This is a genomic window from Candidatus Nitrosocosmicus sp. FF01, from assembly GCF_047711275.1.
Classification (GTDB): Archaea; Thermoproteota; Nitrososphaeria; order Nitrososphaerales; family Nitrososphaeraceae; genus Nitrosocosmicus.
On the sequence record NZ_JBLNIG010000001.1, the window covers coordinates 144,694 to 170,710 of the forward strand.

Genomic DNA, 26,017 nt, shown 5'->3' on the forward strand with positions numbered 1-26,017 from the left:
TATGTAAATAGTCCATTATTATGACTATAGTTATTCGCTCAGACCGTGAATTTACAGATCTCCTAAAGAATTCACTCAAATCCAGATATGAAAAAAGAAAGAGGTCTGAGAATGAGGTACATGTTTCTGATATCTTGCCTTCCACATGTATTCGAAAACAATATTACGGTCGTAAATTTCCAGATCTTGAACCCCTTTCTGAAGAATCCATACATCATTTCATAAGGGGAGAGTCAAGCGAATTCGTAATAACTGAACTTGCCAATATGGGTGTAGCACAAGCTGACTTAGAATTTGACGGCTTGATTGCACATCCAGATATTTTGGATAAGGATGTAATTATAGAACTAAAGGATACGCAAAGTACCAAGAGATTGGATATCACAGATCATAGATTCAAATCATATCTTAGACAGTTACTTTACTATATGACCATAACCGGTATAGAAAAAGGGATCATATCAATTAGATACGGTAATAAAGAAATGCGTTGGATAAAATCTGATGAAAAAGGCGATTATTTCTTCAGACCATTTAATGGTAAAGGTCCTCACATCGAAAGTTGGTCCGTATCGTTGCCAAAGGACGATATAGCCAGAGAACTTTTCAAAAACGAGATGATGCGACGAAAAAACCTTTTTTTAAAAGCTCTTAAGGAAACAGATGTAGCTATATTACCAAGGATTAATGTAAAACTGAGAAACACCAAGTGTCCCTACTGTGTCTTTTATGCAAAATGTATGAATGAAGACGGGGAAACTGAGCAAGCTACAAAAATGGCAAATGAACTCGACCTGTTGGACATCCCTGGATTGGTGGATTTTAAGCCATTCTTGAAATGAACCTCTGAGTAAAAATATAACTATTAAATGAATGGGATGTATTTTCTAAACATAATAAACTTTAGTTTGTTAGCCATACGAACTGTATCTGATTCATTTATGGTAACTTATGAATATGATAATTATCAAATAAAATGAATTATCTGATCTAAGCCTCCATGTCAATGTAGTAATTATGAGAACTGCCAAAGTTTCTCTTAGTTCTATCGGCATATTAAATCCTTAATATCTACATGATTCTTCCATTCCAACTTGTTTTTAGGATCATTTCCTATGAAACTACTAAAGCTATCAATTGAACCGTTATATTATTTGATTTCTTTCCCAAAGTTAGTGGCGATCAGCCAACATGATACAAAATAACTGGCGCTTCAATTTTTGTTAGAGAAAAAAAGACTCAGACGTTGCCCAGATTCTTGCAGTTACTGATTTTCATATATACAAGCATTAGGTTTCTTGTAACATGTCACCTTTTTTGGTCTCTTTACCTCAGTGGTATTCCATTCATTAAAAAATATGGGATATTCCACAAGAAACGATAAAGGGCGTAGTTGATACTCCTATAATGTACCAGCATGTATTGGTATTGCTTTTTTCTTGTTCAAAATTTTTAATGCTGCAGCTTTTGCACTTGCAAAGCTTGCATCTGCCAACATCCCCTCTTGTCCCACCCAATCTCCGACAATGTACAAATTATCCACTCCTGGTACAACTACATCAGGTCTACTTTCCAAAATTCCATCATTAATGTTAATAACGGTATTAGAAGCGATCATGTTGGGAAGAAAGCGCTGCCTTAGAACCATTTTTCTCCACCCTGGTTGAGCCATATCTAAAAGTTCTTCTAACTCTGCTTTATCCTGTACCGGATCTTGCTTCGCAGAAGGATCCAAATATTTCATTACATGAAATAGAATTCCATTTCCGTCGGTCGATAATTTGGCAAAGGCAGAATGTAGCGATAGATACAAAGGATTGTCCATACCATATGCTCCGTAAACATTAGGATTAGAAAGGCCGCTTAGTGCCAAATCTAATGTCGCTACTTTTGCAGGTCTATTTATTTTTTCGAGTTGATTGAGGTATGCAGGATCAATTAGGGCGTTATCTTTCAATAGACTGTAAACATGGGAAGGATTAGTAGCGATAATTATGTTATGATACTCAAAAGAAGTATTGTCAGATAAGCTGATATTCCAAAATGGCTGAGTATTTTGTCTATCCGCGTTATAACTTTGCTTTATGGCAACCACACTCTTGCCGTTTATATACTTCACTCCGTTCCGTTTTCCAATTTCAACTAATTGTTCTACTAGGGTTTGCCAACCTTTGTCAATATAGATAACACCCCCATTTACAGCTATTTTAATCTGATTTAAAGCCAATCCTGCACTCACGTTTTCTGCGTTATAAGTATATGTGGCAATCCTACCTAACATCTTTATAAAATCTTTAGAATCAGAATTTTTGAAATTCTTATCTAACCATCCCTGGAAACTTATCGAATTGAGTTCCTTCAGATTCAATTTGTTTAGTTTAGTAAAAAACCCTATGACTTCGATTTTACTGCCTAGTCCATTTAGTAACCTTGTAGTAAAGAGTTGACTTAATTTTATAGGCACTTTATACATTTTTCCTTTTTTAGTTACAAAATATTTGGCAGCGTCAACTTTTTTGCCACTGGATTTTATGTTCATCTCTTCCAATATTTTTGGTCCGATTCCATCCAGATAAAGAGCATGAGCTCCTTGATTAAAGTAGAATTTATCCTTAACAGTAGTTCTGGCTCTTCCACCAAATTCACTGGATTTTTCTATGACCGTAACTTTTTTTCCATCTCGAGCCAAATAAACCGCTGCGGTCAGGCCAGCTAAGCCGCCACCAATTATTGCTATCTCTTTTGCTTTGTCCTTAGATTCATTCGTTAGTGTTTTCACGATTTGGTTAGTCATCCAACTTATTTTATTAACTTCTAATTTATTAATGTTTGGTTGGCGGTCCAACTAATTTATATTATCAGAATGCTTTTAACATAATTAGATTGAGTGAAAGCAAGCAACAAAAGATAAATGAAATTTTGAAAAATTCACTGAAAGTTCTCTCTAGAAATGGATATGAAAATACTACAATAGCTAACATAGCAACGGAGTCTGGTGTTAGTAGAGGAATATTACATTACTATTTTTCTAACAAGGAAGATTTGGTAAGCAAAGTCTTAGCTTATGCCTCAGAAAATATTATTCAATCTACGATTAGGGATATTAGAGGAAAAACCGTAGAAGAGATAGCGGATAATATCATCAAGGATAGTATACAAAGCTTTAGGGAAAATCCTGACTTTTTTGCATTCTTGTTCGAAATGTGGTGTGCATCAAGGAGAAGTGAAAAGATCAAAAACGAATTGATAATTTGTAGCGAAAGAGTAACTAAATCAATCAAAAAAATACTGGATGAAGCAGTCCAAAACGGATTATTGAAACTCGATACAAAAAATACTGAGGAGATGTCCAAAGTACTCTTGGCATTGTTCAATGGAATTGCCTTTGAAAAGCTAATGCATCCATCCAAGGATTTGGATGATGAGGGATATTGGATACAGGTAAGAAATATGATATCCTCATTTATAGGATCACCATAGATTTCAAGCTTGTGTAAACATAGTACGCCTTTCTGTGTGGCGGGATTTGATCCCATCTAATTAATCTCTTACGTAGTAGCAGTATACTATGATAGGCGTTTGATAAAGTTTTACGTGATCCAGTATCCAAACAATAACACAATAATTTTTCTATTATACTAATGGCGAAATAATTATAGTAATATCTCTTTCTAAAATGTCATAATTTGATAAATCCTATATTTTTTTATTAATGAATTTAAGCAATTTCTAATAACTTCATAAAGAATTTGTTAGAATGTAAATAATTGAAGTTCCTTGATCAAAATAAAGCAATAAAGATTATTTTTGTCTTATCTTTTTCTTTACTAGCCGCTTTTATTGTAACATTATATTTCCAAGACTTGTTTATGGCCAATACTATTATTTCCCCAAAACAGGGTTCTAATTATATATCAATAGACGCGCGAGGAATACCTTATGTTAACTATAAGGAAGGAATCAGCGGAATGGATATTGAAGTACAAAGAAATCCTGTTACTACAGTACATACCGCAATGGATTTTTATGAAGAATACAAGAATTCAGGCAATACTACAGCAAAACAATATTTTATCAACAACGTTGATTGGCTTGTGGACAATTCTATATCTAATGGTAATTATTCACTATTAGAATACAGTTTTGATTTTCCAAAATACAATTTACAGTCGCCTTGGAGATCTGCGATGGCAAATGGTGAGGCCCTTATGCCGCTATTAAGAGCCCATGAGCTCACAGGAGACATCAAATATCTTGATACTGCAACCAAGTTCTTAAATGCCTTTTATGTAGATGTAAGAGATGGTGGGATTACTTACAAGGATTCACCTACTGAGTGGTGGTATGAAGAATATGCAACAGACGATAACAATTCACAAGTGTCAAGGGTTCTAAATGGAATGTTATTTGCTTTATTGGGTATATATGACTACTATAATTATACCGGATCCGACGACGCGAAATATGTCTTTGTAAACGGGGTTAATAGTGTCATAAAAAACTTGGCTAAATATGATAATAATGGATATTCTTATTACGATGTGCTCTTTACTCCTGCACTCAAGTATCACCAAATCCATATTGACCTATTAAATAAACTATATGATATAACTAAACAAGAAATTTTTCAAACATACAGTAAGAAATGGGCTTTATACGAATCAACTAATTCGGTCTGGGATGACATTAACAAGAGGCATTTAGTATGGAACTTTTCTATAATGACGGCAATATCTATATTTTTGGTATTAACTGCATCAAAATTGAGAACTAAATCCGAAATGTAAAAATTAGTATTATTAGTTTATATTGTTAGCGTCTGAAGTAACACCTCCCAACGTAGGATTGAAATGACATTCAATTAAATTTACTCTTGCCATTCTATTTTGGTATTTGAAGATATTGTTTGTATCTATATCTATATATAGAGAGAGTTATTCTTTCTTATCCGATTTATTTTCTAGAATTTCTTTTTTGATCGATCCAAGTATTTTTTTATCCTTTTCTTCAGGTGTGTTTTCAGATATTCCTACCAAGTTAGATTCTTCATACGCAAATTCATTTTCTCCGCAGTCATTAATCGATGACATGTCAGAAACTATAGAAGAAAAGTATGACTGTCTATATATTTCTTAATATCGAGAATAATTATTCTGCTACAGTTAGACACACTCAAATCGTGTCCATGCAGAAGAGAAATCCCATTTTAATTATTTTTATTAATCTACACGTAATTATTGTAGGTTGTTTCCTCTTTCGTTTTCGATAACAGAATTCTAGTCATCCAATCCTTTTTTTGTACCCATATCAAATATCGGTTCAATCCTTTGTTCTGTCTTGGAGAACTGATAGCCACATTTTCATGTCAATTTTCCACATATTTTCATTTTCAAAAAGTTCTGGATACTGAACAAGTAATAATCCCAATCCATCAGCCTTGGAAACCAGAGAAACTGCAATACTTTCTACATCTTCTACTCTAACAGTGATCAAACCTTTTTCTTGAGCATTGATCAGGACGGACTTGGTAGTGTTGATCGTATTATCCAATGCGGTTTTAAACACTTTTTTGATTTTTTTGTTTCTTCTACTTGCAGACCACATCTCAAAGTAAAATGGATAAAAATCAGGATACCTGTTCATATTCTTTCTAAACGAATTAATGAAACTTGTTGCAATCTCTTCCGGAGAGTTTCCCGCGATATCATTAAGAATTGATAGCGTTATTTGCTCTGAGCTGATTTCCAGTGCTTCACATGCTAACTCCTCTTTATTAGTAAAGTAGTAGAGCGGCAATCCCATGCTTACTTTCGCAGATTTTGCTATGTCGGCAATGGTTGCATTATCGTATCCTTTTTCTGAAAATACTTTTAAGGCCGTATTTATAATCAGTCGAGATTTTTCTTCCCTTGCTTTGGATCGGGACATTTTATTAAAAGTATTCTGATGGTCTTATATATTATTTGTTTGAATGATCAATCAAAAAACATATAAGGGGAATAGAACAGATTGATTGTATGTTCAAACAAAATACAGAAACTAAAAAGATTAATGAAGCAAAACTAAACGAGTTTGCAGAAAAGGTAATGGGAGATTTAGCCGCAACATTAAGTTCTGTGATGGTAAATGTTGGCGATAGGCTCGGATTATATGAAGCTTTAGCCAAATCGGACACACCTTTAGATTCCCACGAATTATCAAAAAAAACTGGTACTTCAGAAAGATGTGTTAGAGAATGGCTTGCAAATCAGGCAGCAGGTGGATACATAATTTATGATAAAGTAACCAAAAGATACAGTTTTCCGCATGAACACGCAATGGTGTTGGCCAACATTAATAGTCCACTCTACTTAGTTGGAGGTTTTCAAGCAGCTGCATCATATTTTAAAGATGTAGAAAAAATATCTGGTGCATTTAGGAGCGGAAAGGGCCTTGCGTGGGGGGATCATGACCATAATCTTTTTGAAGGTACTGAAAGACTTTTTGGACCTAATTACCGAGCAAATATCAGCACCTCCTGGATACCTTCTTTGGAGAATGGCAAAGTAGAAGAGAAGTTAAAAAGGGGAGCGATAGTTGCAGATGTAGGATGTGGGCATGGATTATCAACCATAATAATGGCCAAGGCGTATCCAAATTCAAAGTTTATTGGATTTGATAACCATGGTCCTTCAATTGACAAGGCAAGGGTATTAGCACAAAACGAAGGCTTAGGAAAAGATCGAATCAGTTTTGAAATCAATTCAGCAAAAGATTATCCTTTATTTTATCCAGATACCAAATACGACCTTGTAACAATCTATGATGCACTTCATGATATGGATGATCCAGTAGGCGCTGCCCAGCATGCTTTGTGTTCTCTAAAGGAGGATGGTACCATCATGCTCGTCGAACCTTCAGCGAATGATAATTTGGAAAATAACTTTACTCCATTGGGAAGGGCCATGTTCGCTGGATCCGCTTGTGCATGTGTATTAAGTTCAATGACTAATAATGGGCTTGCTTTAGGTGCCCAAGCTGGACAAGCTAAAATTGCCGAGGTGATGAAAAAAGCTGGATTCAAAAGTTTTCGATTGGTGACACAAACTCTTGTCAATATGGTATATGAAGCAAAACCCCCTCAAGACTAGTTCTCAAATAAAAATACGTGGAGTAACAAGACCGCCTCATGTAACTATTAAACATCCATTTTTTTTACCATCTACTGGGAGTCAATTTCTCAGATGTGCCTTTGAAACCTAATATCATCCTAAGCGTACAGTTTCAATTGAGTTGAAAATTCTGGAATCAGAATATGCCTACATCTAGATATACCGAGCTCTGCAATCAATATCTTTATTTTTAATCTTGTGTTTACTTGAAGTTATTTGAAGATAGGGATATTGCTGGAATTGATGCAACGGTAATTGCTGGTATCTTGATATTAGCGGGTTTAACTACAATTAATCCTAGCATACCAGAAACAACTAATAATTTCTGAGGCGTTTGCTATAACCTGGGAGATGATTTTACCATTTGCAATTTCTGCGATATTCACTTTGACTGGTCGGGTAAAGATTGCCAAAATTCTTACAGCCATTGGGTTTATACTCCTTATAATATTGTTATTTGCGGTATGGCAAGAGACTTACATAAGATAGGACTCTATTTGTGTTTCAAAAGAACGTAAGATAAGAGTGTAGTTGACTAGATGATTGTCATAACTACACAATGGTAATTGCAATTCAAATTTTTTATTCGCATCGGAACCTCTTACAAAAAGAATCGATTCCCACGACCGCATTCATCCCCACTTTGAAAGCATATTTTCTACATCGCGCATTCAAAATTGGTAAGATATATGTTTCATATCCACTTTGGTTACCAACGTCGTTTCTTTATCTTAAAATCTTTACATTTGAATAGATAAAAATAATCGATATATTTTAAGCTTAAAAAACCTTACACAGTTGCTATAATCGCTTTTGGTCTATTTGGTATAATTGGACTCAGTTTTAATCAACTGTCTTCTGCGACGATTTGTTTCGATTGTCCTGATGCAGATTTTCATTTGGATGAGGCAAAAAAGTCAATAGATAATGGCGACTACGATGGCGCAAAGAATCACATTGACCAGGCAAAACAAATAATTGGAAAGTCTATGTCAGCCAACCAAACTACGAACTAAATAATATTACTATACTCCTGTGACAAATAACGACAGAACCTTTATCATTACTTTATTTTATTCCAAGAACTCGTTTTGCGTTGGTAAAGCCTTTTTGAGAAACAATACTCTATATGGTGACAGGGTAATCCACACTCTTGCTTGCTTTATAAGAAAAAATAGTAAACAATTCTATTAGTCGAATCGGTAGCGACATAAATCTCACAAAGTGCCGTTCTTATTCAAACCGCCACTATCCACACTCCTGATCATACCGCTATTAAATATATTGGCGATTGGCACTATTTTTGGAAGATTCTATCAATGAAGCTTTTTGAGGAGAAACAAAATGACTCCTATTGGAATGAAAAGAACAAAAAGAAGCAATAAGTAGGGAGCATCCTCAAAATACAGATGACTTGCAACTGCAAGTATTCCATATATGTTGATGACTATTGCAGGCAATACCAGTGCTAGTATCAATAATTCATAATATTTGGTAATACTTGTTAATTGAGACGCAATTGGTTGTTGACCTGTTTTTTTGGCGGTATCATCTACTGTCACTATTGCTTTAGATGTACTTTGAATTCTCAATCCTAAAATGAATGATGATGTTCCTATTAGAAAAGATACACTTGTAAGAATATTGCTAGTAAGACCGGGGACAATATTGAGTGGCGCACCGGTTCTCGTATATTCCATTAGTTGTTCCTTTTGTTGTGCCTTTATGACATAGTTATTATCTACTGATGAATAGGGAGGAAATATAGATAGGAAAACAAGTGTCACCAAAGAAAAAAATAATGAAATTGTTCTATTGCTGCCCAATAATATTACCTATATTTGGATATTATCTTTTAGCAAATATAATTATGGCAGTAAGTATTACAAATAAAACCTGACATATTTCTATTGAAATTGCTGATTCAAATACCCCAGGTGGTGTCATTTGTGGATTTTTAACCGATTCAACGATAACGTAACCAGTCATACCCACTAATACGGCCGTACCTGCTAATCCTATAATATTCCAAATCCTTCCCCACCTTTTTACCATTGGTAAAACCCAAAAAAGTTGAGCCAGACCAGAAATCAAAAAGACCAAGGTATACTGTATGCCTGCCATTATCGAGCTTGGAACAAACATGAGGTGCAAAATTCCTGCTGCACCAGTACAAACTGCAGCCCCAAGATATAGGGGTCTTCTATTAGTATTTACCATATTATTCACATTCGCCTATCTGTAATTAATGCTGTGAACTGTCGCCTAACAACTATATATTCTATGTGTTGCGGGTTAATATAGTTCAAAAATCGACACAATACCATATAATTTGAGTGCCGGCGTCGCTTAATATATTTCAGATCTATTGATCTACCGAATGAGATTATTTTTGGAATGCAAAACTTTAGTTCGAAAGGAAACTATCGGACATATATTATTAGCAAAGTAAATTCTCAAGAAATCATGTAACGTATCGTTTTCCATTTATTTGATACTTGTAAACGTTACCTCACCCAAGTATTTGATTAAGAAAAGAATAACTAACTAGCATTATTACACTCTTTTTTTTAGATAATTAATTTATACTAATGTATAAGAACGCCATCAAATATAGGTAATATATAAAAAACAGTTTTCTTGATTAGTTTAGTTCACGTGGATGACTATCTAAAAATAAAATTAAATAATACGAGAGTCAAAGCGGCGATAACAGCACTCGCCGGAATGGTTATTATCCAAGCATATATAATTCGTCGTCCAATACCCCATCTTACTGCAGACAATCGTCTCGAAGCTCCTACTCCCATTATCGCCCCTGAGATGGCATGTGTAGTGCTTACGGGAATTCCAAGCCAGGCCATCATTGCTAGGATGACTCCTCCTCCCGTTTCAGCACAAAAACCCTGATACGGTCTTAGATCTGTGAGCTTAAATGCCATTGTTTTTACAATTCTCCATCCACCAAAAAAAGTTCCTAATCCTAAAGCTAATGCCGCACTAAATATTACCCAAATAGGTACAGTGAATTCATCAGTTTGTAAAAAGCCTCCAGTTATAAGTAAAGCTGTAATTACACCCATGGTTTTTTGGCCATCGTTTGCACCATGTGTCAAAGAAAAAAATATCGATGAGCATATTTGCAATTTGCCAAAGATTCTGTTGACTAGTTGTGCTCTCTTTTTTTTAAAAATAAAAATCAAGAGTAGTACTAAAAAGAATGCTACCAAAAATCCCATTGTAGGTGAGACAACCATGAATACAATGGTCTTTATCGTACCTGCCAAAACTACAGTTTGAATCCCGCCTGAAACCAGCGCAGAACCAATTAATCCCCCGATTAGTGCATGACTGCTAGAAGAAGGTAATCCCACATACCACGTGATTATATTCCATACTATTGCTCCTACCAGGCCCGCAAATATCACCTCTGTAGTCGCAAATTCAGGTTTAATGATTCCTTGTCCTATAGTTGCGGCTACAGCAGTTCCAAAAATAAATGGACCTACAAAATTTGTGATGGCGCTGATTGTCACTGCATGTAAAGGTTTTAGTATTCTACTTCCAACTACTGTTGCTATTGCATTCGCAGCATCATGAAATCCATTTACAAAATCAAATATAAGGGCAGAGATAATTGCAGCAAATGTTACATATAGCAATTCCTCTCCCATGATATTGACATTGAACTAGCCAATAGATTATATTTTTTTACGTTTAATATCTAAGTTGTATATCAAACAAATAACTATCCATATTTTAAGACAATATCTTCTACAATATCTGCTACATCTTGACATTTATCTAATGATGACTCAAAAATCTCGTATATCTCTTTAAATTTTATTACTTCAATAGCATCACTATTTGTTTCAAATAATTCAGCTATTGCCCTTCTGTACACATTATCAGCTTGCTGTTCATATTTCTTTAGACTGTTACAATGTGATATCAATGCCGAAACGTTTTTTGTTTCGCTTAATATTTTGGTGACTACATGTATCTCTTCTGTTGCAGAATGCAGAATTTTGGAGAGATTAATCATATGAATAGTGGGGTTTCTTATCTTGAAAAGCAGGAATCGATCTGCTATCCCCTCAGTATAATCTAATACTTCATCTATTGCACTAGCAAGACCTGCAATATCTTCTCTGTCCAAAGTGGTTACAAAAGTTTGAAACAGAGTGGTAAACAAAGAGTGAGTAATATGGTCACCTTCATGTTCCAAATTTTTAATTTGTGAAACCTTTTCTTCGCAAATATTTTTTTCTTGACTTTCAAGTACAAGTTCAATCAAATAATTTGTAGCCACAACTAGGTTGGATGATTGTTTCTCTAATAACTGGATAATAACCTTATCATTTCCTTTGATCCATGAGAGCCATTTCTTAGAAACCACTTGACATTCTGAAAAGAAATTTCATCATTTATTCTTATCTTTTCTGGCCCATATTTGACAACATTACACCCCACTTTAACCTAAAGTAACTTTAGGTAGTCTATTGACCGTGTGTGAATATCTGTTCCCAAATCTTTGGTTTCGAAGCTTATTGCTTTTGTATTGTATTGTATTGCCTATTATCGAGATTTATGTGATTCTATGCAACATCTCTTTCATGATGAACCCAGTCTCATCGCTTGAGAACGATTATTGATATCATTTACGTACTGATATGTAATCTCTTATAACTCAAAAAGATATCGTCTCTTTTTAATGGATCTTGGAAGATAAGTCCGTAAATGCTCTAATCTCCAAAACAGATACAATCTTTATATACATGTAAGAGCATGTTAAAAGATTGATGAATAATCCGATAAATCTATTGGTGATAACACTCGCAATCGCCTCTATAGCAATGACTCCAATGATGATTAATCAGAATGCAAATGCTGCTTCACACTACTGTTCAGATGAAAAGGGCAAGTCAAAAGCATGGATAGAAGGATGTAAACAAGGTTGGTACGATCATGACCATTGTCTGTCTTATAACCCTGGAACAGGTGAAGTGGCTCAGGGATACAAAGTCGGTTGGTCAAAAGGCAGTTGCAAATGAGCTAGTCCACATATACTTTTTTGATATTCGATATTTACATTATCCAAGTTAAATTAATTATATTCCTCAATCCAAATATTGAGAATAACAATAAATGTCAAGTGAAATTTGAAAATCATCTTGATTCATGCCATCCTAATGCTAAGTTCTCCCAGCTTTGACGTTGATCATTCTGATTTGGTTATGCGTGGTGCACACGTTATACTAATTCATTTTGATGCATGAGCCATGATATAGACTATCTCAAATTGTAATGACACATACTGTACTGCCGTCTAGGTTCAATTATCATTTGAGAGTTTATTGTACTGAAGTTTTATTAGAATTGTTGTATTGTATAGAATAATCCGATCATTACGAGTGAAACCAATTATTTTGATATTGTATATTCAAATACTTGTTATTTCATTTTTAGAAATCCGATCAATCCAAGGAGGATTTTCAATTGGCTGGCTCGTTTATTTGAAGAAATGTTAAATAGAAAATTTAGCAGTCTTATTTCATAAGGTGAGTATTTTTGACGTTATATCGCGATAGTACAGAGAAGAATGATAACATGATAGAGAATAACCCGACTAGGCTTATTCCCCTACTACCTGCATTAACAAGTGTTTTATTAGAAATGATACAAACTCAAGATATTTTTCATATTAGGTTTCAACCCGAATTGAGTGAATGTGATATTAGCGTTTACGAATTTAGAATCAATCTTGATATACGAAAAGAAGTATTGCAAAAATTGATCGATTACAAATTTCCTCATGGACAGATACACCTTTTCCTTTTAAATATCGATAATCAATCAGAAAAAATAGATAATAATATAGAACACTTTGGAATAGCACATTGTTGGTCGAACTGATAACCGTAACTTATGAAATAATTCCAAAACTGCTAGAATATTAGAGTATTGCAACTAGTTAGCAAATGCCATATATTTTTTCTATCTTAGCTAGATATATGAATAATAAAGCAAAAAATATTCACAACAAAAACAAATACATTGTCGCATCAATCGCCATAGTGGTCGCATTAGCCCTTTTCGCAAGCCCATTAGTGGCTATAGATGACGCCTTTGCAACTAAAAAGAAGAACAAAGCCCAACAGTCCATATCTCAATCACAATCCTCAGCTCAGAACGCCCTGTGTGCTTCTGGTGGAACGACTTTTCTGTCATGTAATAATTTAAACTTCCAGCATCAGTTTAACAGCGGAAACAATGCATTAGCACAAACTGGTCAAGGTGAAAACTCTGCAGAACAAAGCATTAGCCAATCACAATCCTCTAGCCAAAACAGTCAAGTAGTATCTGGTGGAGACACAATCGGCTCTGGTAACAACATCAACATTCAAAGCCAAGAAAACTCTGGTAGCAATGCAGCTGCACAGAGCTAATTATTTATTTATAATTCTATGATTTTTTATCTATTTCCGTTTATTCAACCATGAGTCCGAAAGATCGCCTTTCATATGTAGTACAACAATAGTTAATTCTTACCTTGTAGTAGAATAATCATTAGTATGGATGAACTAAATTATAGTTGCTAAAGTCCAATAGTATTTGGACAACGATAGTCCATAGATATTGATTTTACATGATAATTTATGAAAACATTTTCTATGTCTTCTCTCATGGCAATTGTCAAATGTTAACTGCAAGGATTTTCTAAAAATATAATATAACATTTTACAAAATTGATTTAGGTAATTGTTTATGCTATTAATCATTCAAAATGCGAATATAGCAATTGATGAGTAAAAATCATGTATATGGTAATCTTAGAATCGTGGGGAGTGTAAATAGATTGTCTAAATTATCAAACAAATTGGGGTTCTTAAAGAAATCAAAGAGACATCGCAAGAAGGCTATGGTTTCTTTGGAGTGAGCTATTTCGGATATAATCACATGGTAATGCAGCAGAGCAATGAAAAAATAAAAGTATTAAGCAACATGAATTCTAATGAAGCATTTGCTTATCATCTATTAAACACATTTTCTGAATGCTTCGATAAATATCAGCAAGATAAATTGAATGAAGAACAATGGAATAACTGGAAGATTTGGATGAAATTAACATTTCAGCACCACAGTCTGATGAAAATCTGGACAGGCGACCACACTTTAAAAAAGTACTTTAAACCTGATTTTCAAAGGTTCATTGAAAAAGAAATTATTGCAATAACTCTCTTCACAAACTAGAAAATTATCTATAAACTCAAGATGAGAATTTTACATTTGTCTGATTCTTCATTACCCGATTGGAGGGTTGAAAAATCTGCATATAGTTCTAAAAAAAGGGGCGATGAAGTTTATTTTGGAGGCAATAACCCATTCAATCACAAATCAATATTTAACAAAGTATATAATGTAAACTGGAGCACAAGAGCTAGAAATAAATTTCCTTTCTATTGGAACTCGGTTAAGAAGCAAGTAATTGATGTTATAAAAGAAGTTAAACCAGACATAATCCATGCTCACAATATTTTCTCTGCCGCTATTGTCAAAGAAATCGATGATTATCCACTCGTGTATGACAACCATGAATATTGGACGATGTATACCAAGACTCGGTTAGAAACTTTTGAATCCCATAAGAGACGCGGAAATGATGAGTTCAAGCATTTGAGTCAAAATCTTTTTAGAAAACAAATTAATAATAGATTTGCGAGAATTTGGTCCAAGGCTGAAAAAGAATTGGTGGAAGAACAGCCTACTATTACAGTTTCAAACTCTATTGTTGAGGATTTGCTTAAAATCGGCAAAAAAATTTACCTAGTGCCCAATTTCCCCACGATTAAAGAGGTGGAATCTATACCTGAACCCATCTATTATGAATCTACTAGTTCAGTATACGCTGGAGTAGAGTCAAAAGGTCAATTTACAGTCAGTCATCGAAATATCGATGGTCTATTTAGCATTTTTGAAAATTCAAATATTGGACAATTGTTTGTCTTAGGCTGGAGTGACAATTCTTCCAAAAAGGTAATTTTTAGAGGATATTTGAATAAGGAACAAATGTATCAGGAAATGCAAAATCATTCGATAGGTCTAATACCTTTCAGGAAACATTGGTTTCATCAGTATAGCAGCCCCAATAAAGCATATGAATATGCACATGCAGGGCTATTTGTCTTAAATACACTCGGTTTAAAATCTATTACTGAAACACTTCAGGAACACTGTATGCAATTTGAAAATTATTCTGATCTAGTAGCCAAATTGGGTGAACTGTTCGAAGATCTAAACAAATTACACAAAAAACGATTAAAGGTCTACAAGTTTGCACGTAATCATCTACTATGGGAACACTTTGAGCGAAACATTTTTGATTCTTACAAGATCTGCTAGAAGTTATGTAATTAGATTGAATATCTGAAATTTTGTTAATCTTTCCTACTAGCAACCTAAACTAGATCCAATTCATTATCTTATTCTTAAAATTAAGATATATTATAGATGGTATCAGGAACTAAAACGTCTGCAAGTATTATTTAGTTGTGGTATTATTATTATTATTAGTATGCAGGGTTTGATTCAGTCCCGAAATAACTGTGTCATTTTTTTCTTCAGCAATATATACATCCTCATATGCGTTTCCTGTAGGCTCGTCTATGTCAGATAATATGGTAGCTTTGACATCTGTTGCATGGAAAACTGAAGCAAATAGAATTCATGTAATTATTAAAGCCAACCCATAAAATCTAATCTTGGCTATTACCATACTACTTTAATTTCAAAACATACCTATATTTTTTAACGAAATAAATCAAGTTTTATATCCAATTCTGTAGTAAATCCTATAAACTCTATATCCAAACAAATTTCAGTACCTCAATCTATGCTTTTGTGTAATTTGCATTCGTAATTGAAATATTTTTAAAGATCAATAATTGCTAATCAATAATATGAAACTTACAGATAGATTAACTTTATTCGTCTATTCGTTTCCTGTTTGTCTTTGCAGGGAATGGAAACCAACGCGAAGAAAATAATAAAGAGTAGGATATTACTGAATACGAAAAAATGGTGAATCAAACAATAATAATAACATAACTACTACTAGTACTGATGACCATATACCACAAATATTCGAATAAGTTGTTTATTTAGGATTGATTAATTAACAATCAAATTGGAACTTGTTCTCATTTCTTAAAGAGTAGTTTACGAATTGGTAAGCTCGAAGTTTATAAGTATTCATCCAAGCAGTTGCTCTTGCAGGCTATTACTTTATCATCATGTTTTTCCTTAGATTTCCTATTGGGAATTAACATTGACAGATTGATTGAAAAGTAGTAATAAATCCAATATCAATCGTGAATTAACAACCCTATTAGTAAAATCTAGTTATAACTTCCATAAACTGTTGATATTGAATAATGCAAAATTAAATAACATTTCTAAAGAATTAAAGAATTTTCAACAAATCTCAAAAATCATAAATCTTTCGGAAATTACATTCTATACTGACAAATATATTATATACAAGCATTTTGTTTATAAGTTGATGAAAATCGGCAACAACACAATACAATATATGGTTATTTCCATGATAACGGCAATTGCTGGAATCACTGCCGCCGCAATATTTACTGGTTTAGCTGCCTCCACGGTATTTGCAAACCATGAGTTTGCAGCCAATCTGACGGGCCAAGAAGAAGTTCCTCCGGTTGACACTCAAGCACTAGGTGAAGCTATATTTGTACCAATTCAACCAAGAAATGAAACAATAGATTTCCATGTGAATGCTTCTGGAATTCAGGCTGTCACACAAGCTCATATACATAGCGGTAGTCCTGGAGAGAATGGACCAATAATAGTAACCCTGTTTACATTGAATCCTGTTCAAAACGGTGTTTCCATAAACGGTAGTATAGCTGCAAATAACCTGGAAGGCCCCATGCAAGGAAAAACAGTAGCTGAATTAATAGATGCAATCAAGAATAATACCACATATGTTAACGTCCATACCGAACAAAATCCAGACGGAGAAATAAGAGGTCAATTAGCAGATATACCATAACTCTTCAATTTCTTTTTAAAAAATTTGGAATAATACCAATTTTTTAGTCAAAATCAACTCTATATGATATTCCTCTTGAGTATGAGGTAATTAATGGATCTATTACGGTTTAAAAGTACACAAACAGAATGAGATATGTTTCAAAGGTATACATAAGACAAGACAACCTGTCCATCGGGTACATGAAGTTGATAATTGTGATGGAAACGCTGATGACTCTGTCGACCAAAACATAATCAGACTCCGTTCTATGAACAGAACACCAGGTAATATTTTGATATAGATGCGCTTGAATCCTGTAACAATTTTCACACCATGAACCAAGAAAATTTTAATTGCAAAGCTGCAGCGCAAAGATTGGCCAAGCCATTTTTTATATTCTATCAGCTTAGGACCAATCACATCACTGGGGATCTTTTTCAGGTCATGACAGATTCTATACATAGATAACTATAACGATAGGGCAAAGAAGAGTATTGATTATGCTTTGATATTTAACACTGTTCGACTGTCAACAATACACTTATGTTTCATTGCTACATGAAAAATAATCAACAATATGCACCAGCGCCTTTTTTGTGGATTTCGATAAATAAAAAAAGGAATTGCGATTAAATAATTTTTATATGTCGATCCTTTCTTGGTTCTACTATTTGGCAACCCGAAAATGTTATAACAATATATTTCATTTTCCTAGACAATTATTCTAGTTTCTTTAAGATAGTAAATATTTATCATAAAACTAACCTACTAGATAAATGTTATATAAAATTATGAAAGATGTTAAGACAAATAGGTTGAATATTGCATATATCTTATATTAGGACTTTTGTTTTAGGTGATAACATTAGATGAAGATAACGGAAGAAATGTTGAATGCCAGAGACAAGAATGGCAATCCAGTTAATTTTGTATTTTGTAGCAAATGTGTTAAATTCTACGTCCTCGATAGCCACAAGAGAGGAGATGATTTTTATTGTCAAACATGTGGAACTGGCAAATATTTGATTGGATAAATCTTCTGATATGAAAAACGATTGATTGTCGTTGATTTGATTCTCGACATCTTCTCCAATAGGTAGAATTTAGTGACATAGATTACTGATTTTATGAGGATAACTATACCAAAATTGTGACTATTCTTTTCAAAGACCATCATGTCTGAAATCTCAAACTGTCAAGTTAAGTATTATATTTTCCTATAGTGAGAAAAGATCACATAAATTCAAAATATTCTGATTAATTCAGGGACATATTTTGCGTACATATGTGGACAATTGTTGATTATGCCTGAAAAGGACCGACCTCTTTCACCATAATAAAGCGAGCAAATAACAGAAGAGCGAACCTGATGAAATCGAACTTGCTTTTTAACTTACAAACCACATGATAAGTTGTTGTAGTAACGATGCGTTATACAACAAAACCTATAAATACTACATCTACTAGATGGGAAATTGAATGGTTTATGAAATACTCTGTCAACTAGTAACCTGATTACGGATGTGGATGTAGGTGACTTACTATTGTTTTTTTATCTTTCTTTCTGTGATAATTTTTTTGGCTAGTCTATTTTATTATATTAATGATAGTGCAATAGGGCAGACTTTAGAAAGTATAAATGAAAAATACCATACAACCAATCCACAATTAGAAATAGGACTAGAACCAAACGAGGTAAAGGTAGACAAGTTTTTAAACAAAGTCTATGTCGCCAACGAGCGGTCAAATTCCATATCAATTTTAGACAGCAATGTGGGAACCTTAAAGGAAATTTTTATTAATACTATACCCCACGATGTGGAAGAAAATGACAAGATACACCATGTATACATTTCAGGTAAATCTCCATCAGAAACTATCTCCATAATAGACGGAAGGACTGACGAGTTACTACAAAACATACCTTTAGAGCAAGAACTAACCGATATTGAGGTCAATGAAAAAGAAAGTAAGCTGTATTTGGCAGGAAAGGGTGGTATAAGACTGATTGACGATACTGGTTCCAATTCACTAAGTATTGATTTGGTCAAGAAGTATGATGTAGAGGCAAACTATACCAAAATTGCAGTAGATGAGGAAGCAGAGAAAGTTTATGTAATCAATCAATATCCTCCTGAACTACTCATTTTTGATAATGATCTTAAACTTTTGGGAAACATATCGATTCCAGATAAAAATGAGCCACTCGATATTGAAGTCAATGAAAAAGATCATTCTGTTTATATAATCACAGAGAAGAATTTTTATAAACAGAATAATGATACTACCATGACGGGTATTGAATTAATCAATGCACCACGTACTTTGGAAGTCAATGAAAACTCCAATACCGTTTATATAATATCCGATCGCGACGTTTCAATTATAAATGGAACTTCAAATATTAAAGTGGATAAGGTGATCCCTCTGTTTGGACCACTCCTGGAGTTAGAAGTCAATGAAAACTCCGACGTCGTCTATTTACTATCTAAACATAACCTTTACTCGTTGAACGAAAAAACTAATAAACTTTCCAACATCAACATATCCGAGCCACTTTCAAATATTGAAGTCAATGAGAACAGCAACATTGTCTATTTGACTTCAGAGGATTCTGATAGCCTTTTTACAATTCATGGCCCTAAACACAAAATTGCTGTTGGAATAACTTTTAATGTATTTCCATTAAACGCAGGGAGGATCATCTGTGGAGAGGAGAAAATAGAATATCCAATAAACCAATACTTTTACGAAGAACCTGGAATGATCTGCAATGCAAAGGCAAATAGTGGTTTTGAGTTTGTAAACTGGAATGAGAATATCGACTCAAATACCACCAGGCCCCTGAAACCATGTGTAGAAGATTCAAAAAATCCTTTTGATCCGTTGATGACGCCTATACAAAAAACCTGGCAAATCTATAATGATACTGCTGAGACATCCTTTTGCATAAATCAATATGGTACATTTACTGCAAATTTTAGGGAATTGCCTGCTCCTCTTCCTATTGAATACTGGATTCCAATATATGGTTTAATTATATCTACCATAATTGGTGCTTCCATTCCAAGCATTATCTTGTGGGCTAGAACAAAAAGAGATATTAAAAAATCAATTATTCATCTAAAGAAATTAAAGACCATATACGAGGAAGGTAGACGTGACGAAGTTGATCTTGAATCTCTAAATAAGCTCAAGGATGAAATCTCTGATTCATTTTCAAAAGGCAAGATAAGCCAATTTCATTATTCAAATTTAAAAGAAGAAATATCCATACTATATCACGAAATATTTATGAAAAAGATAGATTCACTTGATGATGATAAAGGAGCTAATCTTTCATCAAAGTTAAAACTTATCAGGGAGATTAAAGACGCTTTTTCAAAAGGCAAGATAACCGAACTTCATTATAATATGCTGATGAATAAAGTTTCGGAGACAGAAAAATATTAGAGCTTTTTTATCAATTATTTATTTGATTGTTTATTAGTCAGATTTTGATCAAGAATATATTGCTCTATTTTTCTTTACCTTTAGGAATCTTTATGCCCGCTGCCTGAGCCCTCTGATATGGAAAATACTATGGATAATCAGAATAGCAGTAGACTGAATGTTTTAGAATCCTTTTTACTCTCATTTGTATCCTAGTAAAGTCGCACTCTAATTCCAAATATTTGTCTGTTGTAGAGAAGTTATCTTTGCAATGGATAGGAATAAAACCATTATCTACCTATCTTGACACGGTTATATTTTTCATACCATCAGATGTTTCTAAAGTTACAGTATCTGATCCATGTGGATTGATTAGATTAGTTGTGAGGTCAAATGCAATGTACGAACAAACTGCTATTCTAAAGCCAACTTTGCATTTTGACTTTACTTGGTCTTCTATAGTTTGTGCGATTCACTAATTGGATTGTCAGTTGATGCAACAATGGGTGCTAATATTTCTGCATCTCCAATATGAAAAGAGAAGACAAACATGTATAATAAATTAATATGGTTAGTATGCGAGATCATATTAAGGAATTTTTAAAAAAATGGATTCTAATCAAAGAAAGCGAACTAATTTTACTAAATCTGTAGAGTATGACGATAAGGAAGATGTTTACTACGTGAAATCGGTTACTACAGGAGAAAGGTATATGGTTAATAGATTAAAGGATAATAATCATTGGTTTTGCACCTGCAAAGGATATTTGTATTCGGCGGGGAATCCGAAGAAATGCAAACATACACAGCGAATTAGAGTTATTGATCAGTTGTATAAAAAATATGCTGATAGAATTACAAGCATGGGCCTAAATGATGACTAATAAACCTACTGTTATCAACAATTAGTCAATATGGTATTCTAGCAGTAGATAAGACTCAACTAACTTGAAGAAAAATAGACGGTACAGGATTCAATAAACCCTGCTTCCTTAGTGTTTGTTTTACCTGCTCATAAAGGTGGGAATATCACACCAAAAGTCGTTTAACACGTTGCCAAATACACACCTAATCTCTCTTGAATCCCCTATATCGGGCATAATTCCAACTGGATTCTCAATCTTGTCCAAAGCATATGCAAGCACTGATTTTATCTTTTCATCAATTTGTTCTTTACTTACAAATGGATTCGCGATCTCGGTCACATTAGCATCTGTTTGAGTAGTCGTGCTGTTCATCTTTATGTAACCAATTGTTGAGGATTTGCCAAAATCGTCAAGTATGGAAGTAATTAACTCATCTTTGGCTTTGATAAAATCATTTACTGTACCGGTCATTGAATATGTCGTATCAAAGTAGGTTCCAATGTAACTAGCTCCGTCAGTAATAGTAAAATCGCCTTCTGTTGTTTTTGCAACTTTAATGGTGTAGTTTGACTGGGCCATTGCTTGAGACATTGAAGTACAAAAAACTAAACCACCAAGCACTAGAATGATTTGGGCCAAAATAGCCAAGTTTAACTTGATTCGCATAACCTACGTCAAGAAATGATGAATATAAATATATCACAAGAATTCTTTTTTTAAGATGTTTTGATGATTCAATTTTTAGTTTTGTCTTAATAAAATCATAAATCAATATTTTCATTGACGATTAATTATATTCAAACTTGATTCATGTCACAGAGAAGAGTTCCAGGTAACAGGTCAAATGATTTGGATACTAACCTGTAAATCATAATATTATAGATTTACATGTGCTTTGTCATAATTTCCTGAGATACTTTGATGCAGCCAGGATGGCTTTATGTCACCTGATAACCCATTATGTCATAACAACTAAAAATTATCGGGATCTTATAACTGATAAAATAGTTTACAGTTTTTGACCATCTTTTTAAATCCTGTTGAATATATCCAGTTATAAACATTAATTAACAGTCTGCCATGACTTGTACTTGTGATTTCTTACTCAAAACATGTTAAAATTTTGACAACATTTGTGATAACAGGATGTTTATTGGCTTTAACAGGATCAAGTGCTTATGCATCTTCTGCACCAATGACTGAATATGAATATGGTTATGGTCCCATATCTAGTATAAACAACGACTGGGTCTTGGCTGGCGGTTATATGGGCTATGGCAATCCTTCCAATCTCTCAGATTCGGGTTTTCATGCTACGTTTAATATGGTAATGAAAAATGGAACTGCCTACCATATGCATCAGATATCCAACGCAACTTTGGAAGATGTTACAATGGATGGTAATAATACAATTATGCAAGGATCAGCGACAGTGACCATGAGAGACGGACCTGTTTCTAATGTGCCTACTACTTGGACTATAAACAATAATAATACAATAACCATTTCTATGGATCCTTCAAAGATTAATGCCCACTTTGGTGATACTCCGATCTATGGTATAGAACAAACTCCCGAAAAGGAAATGGAGTTTACAAATTTGATGTCCGAGGATTCTGAGTTTATGGATAAATGGATTCCACTTATGGTACAAAATACGATGAGTGAATTAAATATTGATCCAGGAAATATTTCAGGAATCAATCAATCATTGCAAAATCAGTCTATAAATTGAAAATGAGGGCCGCGTGTAATCTTGCCTTATTTTCCATTTCTAAATACTGGTCTATATTAAATTGGATTTAGTACCTAGCCTTTACAATCATCAGAATCAAAAATACTAAATAATACAGAATTAGTAGAACTGGGTATTTAATTTAATTTGGTTGCACTTTGTATCACCATGTATCCCGATATGGATTTCAGCAAGGCAAATTTAGAGCGGCAGAACTCGATTGTATGTCAAGATTTGTCAATTTTTACAGGTATACCTATCTTATAGACACAAAAAAAGAATTGTATATTTAACAATTTTTTTGTCTACTCCGCCTACGACTCTTATTCTTCCTCTTCTTTCAATAAACACACTAAATCATGTTCGATTGGCCGTTGGAAATTGAATCTCAACATTGAAGGAGGTCAAAAAAAAATTTAAAATTTGTAAAATTATTTAAAATTATAATCTGATTCATTACATTTAGATACGTATCCACAACTAGGACAACTTTCAAGGTTTGAAAAATTCTTATGAAAGTTGCGTTCCTCCAATCTGTAGATATTTGAAATATGGTTAAAATCGCATTGTTTACATCTTATTCTAAGTGTCAATAACATAGTGTAATACAATATAGTACTTTAGTCTTTTTTGTGACAAGACTTGTGGCAATTGTTTGGTATGCTACATTGAATTGCAATATGTTTAATCGCATCATTAACTCATTTGAAACAAATAGTACGGATAAAACGTCACATCTAAAACAAGCAGAATTTAATAATAAAGATCGTTTCACTTCCAGTCAGAAATATTTCAGTATTCTTTTAGACGTGTTGACTGTACCATAACGTTATATTCGTGTTCACTATACATTCCTTTATTTTAGAATGTTACATACATTACCATCTTAACAAGATCGTGAAAAAGAAATTTTCAAACCCACCCAATTTCAACCTTAATCTTACATACATCCATATAATATTTGCTAGACATGTTTCTTCCAAAAATGTCTGCAACAACTAAATTTTTCCATAAACCCTCCGACCACAGTGAACAAGAGAAAATTTACCAAATTTCTAATGAATAAATTCGGACTACAAGTGGATCGAAGAATTTAGTTGATGGAACTTTGACGATTGGGTTAAGAGATAGATGTGTGTTTTACTCAATGCATCCATATTTTTCTAATAATTTTATGCTCTATTTTTAAGTAGAATATTTTGATTAATCTTTGGTTTTTTTTATAAATTATATCTAAAACAAATTCCTATATATAATAGTAATAATATATTTAATGCAAACGTATGTAAATAAATCATATCAAATTTTGTGTTGGTAGGGAAAGTCAAATTACAAATCTTTATCCCATTAACCAAAAAGAATAAACGCTATCAGAGGCCATTATTAAAGTAATACCAATATTGGAAATAACATAGAACAAATATTGATTCTTAGAGTTTTTTACTTTTGTTATAACTCTTTTGAATCATACTTTGCATTATGAGGTACTAGATACTCTTGATTAGTGTTAAATAATAATAATTATTAAAACTCATCTGTCGGTAACACGAGTTAACGTGGCTCTCTAACTTTAAACTCCTCAAATCAAAGTGATTTAGAAGCAAGTTGTTGCCACATTCATACCATTTATGATTGATTGAAACTGTTGTATCTCAAAACATATAGACAATGTGTATTCGATTACTTCTAAAATTCTTTTTGAGATTTATCCAGGCTCATTATCCTTGGATTTATTATCGTAACAGGTTATTTGGTCATGACATCATAATAGTCAGCAAGATTCGATGATACATAGAATTGAGATTTTGATACGCATATTAGAACTAGTTCTATTATTAAGAAATAATATAAGATCACCTTCAATAACTTGTCATACCCTAGTCATAGTCATAGTCTTTTATTCCCGTGTGTACAATGGGTTTGAAACTCAATGATTTTTTATCCTAATAATTATATCTTTAAATATTACTGTATTTAAGGTCATAATATTTATGAGTCATATAATTTTTCTAAAATTTGGTCTAACTTTATCGTTGTTGACTTTGATCGCTTTAGCACTAAATCATCCAGTGGATTCACATGCCCAACTAAGTGGAATACTTAGTGGCCATGTAGCTATTGTAGAGAACTATCAATTTCAGAGTACAATGGGTTGTAGTGTAGGTCTACAACTTACAGACTCTCCTCCAAGTATGGTGGTGTTCTTAAGTTCAGATATTAATATTTGTAATACCTTCTTGACAGCATTTCAAAATAATAACTTAGTTGTATCAGAAGTTTCATTCCTATTGAGTCCACCACCATCCCCAAACGGTAATTGGAATGTGCCTGTATTTGCTGTATTTTCTGCTGCAATATCCGAATAAACCATTTTAATCTCATTTTTGTTTTCTAAATAAGGCTGCCTGGTTTTTCAAAGTATGAGATCTAACTGTTAAATTGCTTAATACCGTAAACTTTTAATTCTTATAGTATTGCTTAATAACTGGTTACAGACTCGTCATTTATTCTGTAGATACAATCCGAACGACGAAACCCATCAATGCTTTAATTGATTCTCTTGCTTTCTCATTTGTTTATTTCATTTGCCAACTTAATGGTCAATTCTATATTTCTATTTGGGCCATTAATTGTCAATCTTTTATTAAATCCCTACTTGGATGAATGGTTTGCTAGTTTCCTTCTACATAAATTGCAAAGACCTTTCTTTGATTTCTGAGAATACCATTGATATATGAAACGGGTCAAGATCATTTAGTTCTTTGAGCAAATA

The 26,017-nt window shown here is 33.4% G+C and carries 25 protein-coding genes; 16 read left to right on the forward strand and 9 right to left on the reverse strand.

The features are described 5' to 3' along the window. The first annotated feature begins 20 nt into the window (after positions 1-20). Positions 21-842 carry a hypothetical protein gene (locus ACMT7R_RS00775; RefSeq protein ID WP_415309534.1) on the forward strand — a complete coding sequence of 274 codons (822 nt, stop codon included), beginning with the start codon at positions 21-23 and terminating at the stop codon, positions 840-842. 560 nt (positions 843-1,402) lie between these two features. On the opposite strand, the gene ACMT7R_RS00780 is transcribed toward ACMT7R_RS00775, so the two are convergent. Next, positions 1,403-2,794: a phytoene desaturase family protein gene (locus ACMT7R_RS00780; RefSeq protein WP_415309535.1), complete on the reverse strand. Its 1,392-nt coding sequence runs from the start codon at positions 2,792-2,794 to the stop codon at positions 1,403-1,405. A gap of 89 nt (positions 2,795-2,883) precedes the next feature. Between ACMT7R_RS00780 and ACMT7R_RS00785 the strand changes: the two genes are divergently transcribed. Together ACMT7R_RS00785 and ACMT7R_RS00790 are read left to right on the forward strand one after the other, a co-directional pair. After that, entirely contained in the window at positions 2,884-3,480 is a 597-nt protein-coding gene (locus ACMT7R_RS00785) for a TetR/AcrR family transcriptional regulator (RefSeq protein WP_415309536.1), read from the forward strand. Positions 3,481-3,767: 287 nt separating this feature from the next. Continuing rightward, the gene (locus ACMT7R_RS00790) at positions 3,768-4,787 is read left to right on the forward strand and encodes a D-glucuronyl C5-epimerase family protein (RefSeq protein ID WP_415309537.1); all 1,020 of its coding nucleotides are present in this window, start codon (positions 3,768-3,770) and stop codon (positions 4,785-4,787) included. 147 nt (positions 4,788-4,934) lie between these two features. Here ACMT7R_RS00790 and ACMT7R_RS00795 read toward each other — a convergent pair whose 3' ends face one another. Together ACMT7R_RS00795 and ACMT7R_RS00800 are read right to left on the reverse strand one after the other, a co-directional pair. Continuing rightward, the gene (locus ACMT7R_RS00795; protein ID WP_415309538.1) at positions 4,935-5,090 is read right to left on the reverse strand and encodes a hypothetical protein; all 156 of its coding nucleotides are present in this window, start codon (positions 5,088-5,090) and stop codon (positions 4,935-4,937) included. A gap of 229 nt (positions 5,091-5,319) precedes the next feature. Beyond that, the gene (locus ACMT7R_RS00800) at positions 5,320-5,928 is read right to left on the reverse strand and encodes a TetR/AcrR family transcriptional regulator (RefSeq protein ID WP_415309539.1); all 609 of its coding nucleotides are present in this window, start codon (positions 5,926-5,928) and stop codon (positions 5,320-5,322) included. A gap of 89 nt (positions 5,929-6,017) precedes the next feature. On the opposite strand from ACMT7R_RS00800, the gene ACMT7R_RS00805 reads away from it, so the two are divergent. After that, complete coding sequence (locus ACMT7R_RS00805; protein WP_415309540.1) at positions 6,018-7,130, forward strand: class I SAM-dependent methyltransferase; 1,113 nt, start codon at positions 6,018-6,020, stop codon at positions 7,128-7,130. A 302-nt stretch (positions 7,131-7,432) separates the two neighbouring features. Here ACMT7R_RS00805 and ACMT7R_RS00810 read toward each other — a convergent pair whose 3' ends face one another. From ACMT7R_RS00810 to ACMT7R_RS00830, 5 genes are all read right to left on the reverse strand, one after another. Beyond that, entirely contained in the window at positions 7,433-7,579 is a 147-nt protein-coding gene (locus tag ACMT7R_RS00810; protein ID WP_415309541.1) for a hypothetical protein, read from the reverse strand. An 888-nt stretch (positions 7,580-8,467) separates the two neighbouring features. Continuing rightward, positions 8,468-8,977 (reverse strand): hypothetical protein, encoded by a 510-nt coding sequence (locus tag ACMT7R_RS00815; protein WP_415309542.1) that lies wholly within the window; start codon positions 8,975-8,977, stop codon positions 8,468-8,470. A gap of 22 nt (positions 8,978-8,999) precedes the next feature. After that, entirely contained in the window at positions 9,000-9,371 is a 372-nt protein-coding gene (locus ACMT7R_RS00820) for a hypothetical protein (protein WP_415309543.1), read from the reverse strand. A 446-nt stretch (positions 9,372-9,817) separates the two neighbouring features. Continuing rightward, positions 9,818-10,825 carry an inorganic phosphate transporter gene (locus ACMT7R_RS00825; RefSeq protein ID WP_415309544.1) on the reverse strand — a complete coding sequence of 336 codons (1,008 nt, stop codon included), beginning with the start codon at positions 10,823-10,825 and terminating at the stop codon, positions 9,818-9,820. A 74-nt stretch (positions 10,826-10,899) separates the two neighbouring features. Beyond that, on the reverse strand, positions 10,900-11,550 hold the full coding sequence (locus ACMT7R_RS00830) for a DUF47 domain-containing protein (RefSeq protein ID WP_415309545.1): 651 nt from the start codon (positions 11,548-11,550) through the stop codon (positions 10,900-10,902). Between the two features lie 400 nt (positions 11,551-11,950). Between ACMT7R_RS00830 and ACMT7R_RS00835 the strand changes: the two genes are divergently transcribed. The 10 genes from ACMT7R_RS00835 (at position 11,951) to ACMT7R_RS00880 (ending at position 21,527) form a co-directional block, all read left to right on the forward strand. Then, complete coding sequence (locus ACMT7R_RS00835) at positions 11,951-12,205, forward strand: hypothetical protein (protein ID WP_415309546.1); 255 nt, start codon at positions 11,951-11,953, stop codon at positions 12,203-12,205. Positions 12,206-12,722: 517 nt separating this feature from the next. After that, complete coding sequence (locus ACMT7R_RS00840; protein WP_415309547.1) at positions 12,723-13,067, forward strand: hypothetical protein; 345 nt, start codon at positions 12,723-12,725, stop codon at positions 13,065-13,067. A 98-nt stretch (positions 13,068-13,165) separates the two neighbouring features. Continuing rightward, positions 13,166-13,600, forward strand: a complete 435-nt coding sequence (locus ACMT7R_RS00845; protein WP_415309548.1) for a hypothetical protein — start codon at positions 13,166-13,168, stop codon at positions 13,598-13,600. 487 nt (positions 13,601-14,087) lie between these two features. Then, positions 14,088-14,405: a hypothetical protein gene (locus ACMT7R_RS00850; RefSeq protein WP_415309549.1), complete on the forward strand. Its 318-nt coding sequence runs from the start codon at positions 14,088-14,090 to the stop codon at positions 14,403-14,405. A gap of 36 nt (positions 14,406-14,441) precedes the next feature. Next, positions 14,442-15,554 carry a glycosyltransferase gene (locus tag ACMT7R_RS00855; RefSeq protein ID WP_415309550.1) on the forward strand — a complete coding sequence of 371 codons (1,113 nt, stop codon included), beginning with the start codon at positions 14,442-14,444 and terminating at the stop codon, positions 15,552-15,554. 1,159 nt (positions 15,555-16,713) lie between these two features. After that, positions 16,714-17,229, forward strand: a complete 516-nt coding sequence (locus ACMT7R_RS00860) for a CHRD domain-containing protein (protein WP_415309551.1) — start codon at positions 16,714-16,716, stop codon at positions 17,227-17,229. 851 nt (positions 17,230-18,080) lie between these two features. Next, the gene (locus ACMT7R_RS00865; RefSeq protein WP_415309552.1) at positions 18,081-18,245 is read left to right on the forward strand and encodes a hypothetical protein; all 165 of its coding nucleotides are present in this window, start codon (positions 18,081-18,083) and stop codon (positions 18,243-18,245) included. Between the two features lie 544 nt (positions 18,246-18,789). Then, positions 18,790-20,664, forward strand: coding sequence for a YncE family protein (locus tag ACMT7R_RS00870; RefSeq protein WP_415309553.1), 1,875 nt, complete (start codon positions 18,790-18,792; stop codon positions 20,662-20,664). A 221-nt stretch (positions 20,665-20,885) separates the two neighbouring features. Then, entirely contained in the window at positions 20,886-21,122 is a 237-nt protein-coding gene (locus ACMT7R_RS00875; RefSeq protein WP_415309554.1) for a hypothetical protein, read from the forward strand. Positions 21,123-21,251: 129 nt separating this feature from the next. Further along, positions 21,252-21,527 (forward strand): hypothetical protein, encoded by a 276-nt coding sequence (locus tag ACMT7R_RS00880; RefSeq protein ID WP_415309555.1) that lies wholly within the window; start codon positions 21,252-21,254, stop codon positions 21,525-21,527. A 120-nt stretch (positions 21,528-21,647) separates the two neighbouring features. Here ACMT7R_RS00880 and ACMT7R_RS00885 read toward each other — a convergent pair whose 3' ends face one another. Then, positions 21,648-22,175, reverse strand: coding sequence for a hypothetical protein (locus ACMT7R_RS00885; RefSeq protein ID WP_415309556.1), 528 nt, complete (start codon positions 22,173-22,175; stop codon positions 21,648-21,650). Between the two features lie 487 nt (positions 22,176-22,662). Here ACMT7R_RS00885 and ACMT7R_RS00890 point away from each other — a divergent pair, with 487 nt between their 5' ends. Together ACMT7R_RS00890 and ACMT7R_RS00895 are read left to right on the forward strand one after the other, a co-directional pair. Further along, on the forward strand, positions 22,663-23,244 hold the full coding sequence (locus ACMT7R_RS00890) for a hypothetical protein (protein WP_415309557.1): 582 nt from the start codon (positions 22,663-22,665) through the stop codon (positions 23,242-23,244). Positions 23,245-25,235: 1,991 nt separating this feature from the next. Next, the gene (locus ACMT7R_RS00895; protein WP_415309558.1) at positions 25,236-25,610 is read left to right on the forward strand and encodes a hypothetical protein; all 375 of its coding nucleotides are present in this window, start codon (positions 25,236-25,238) and stop codon (positions 25,608-25,610) included. Positions 25,611-26,017: the final 407 nt, after the last annotated feature.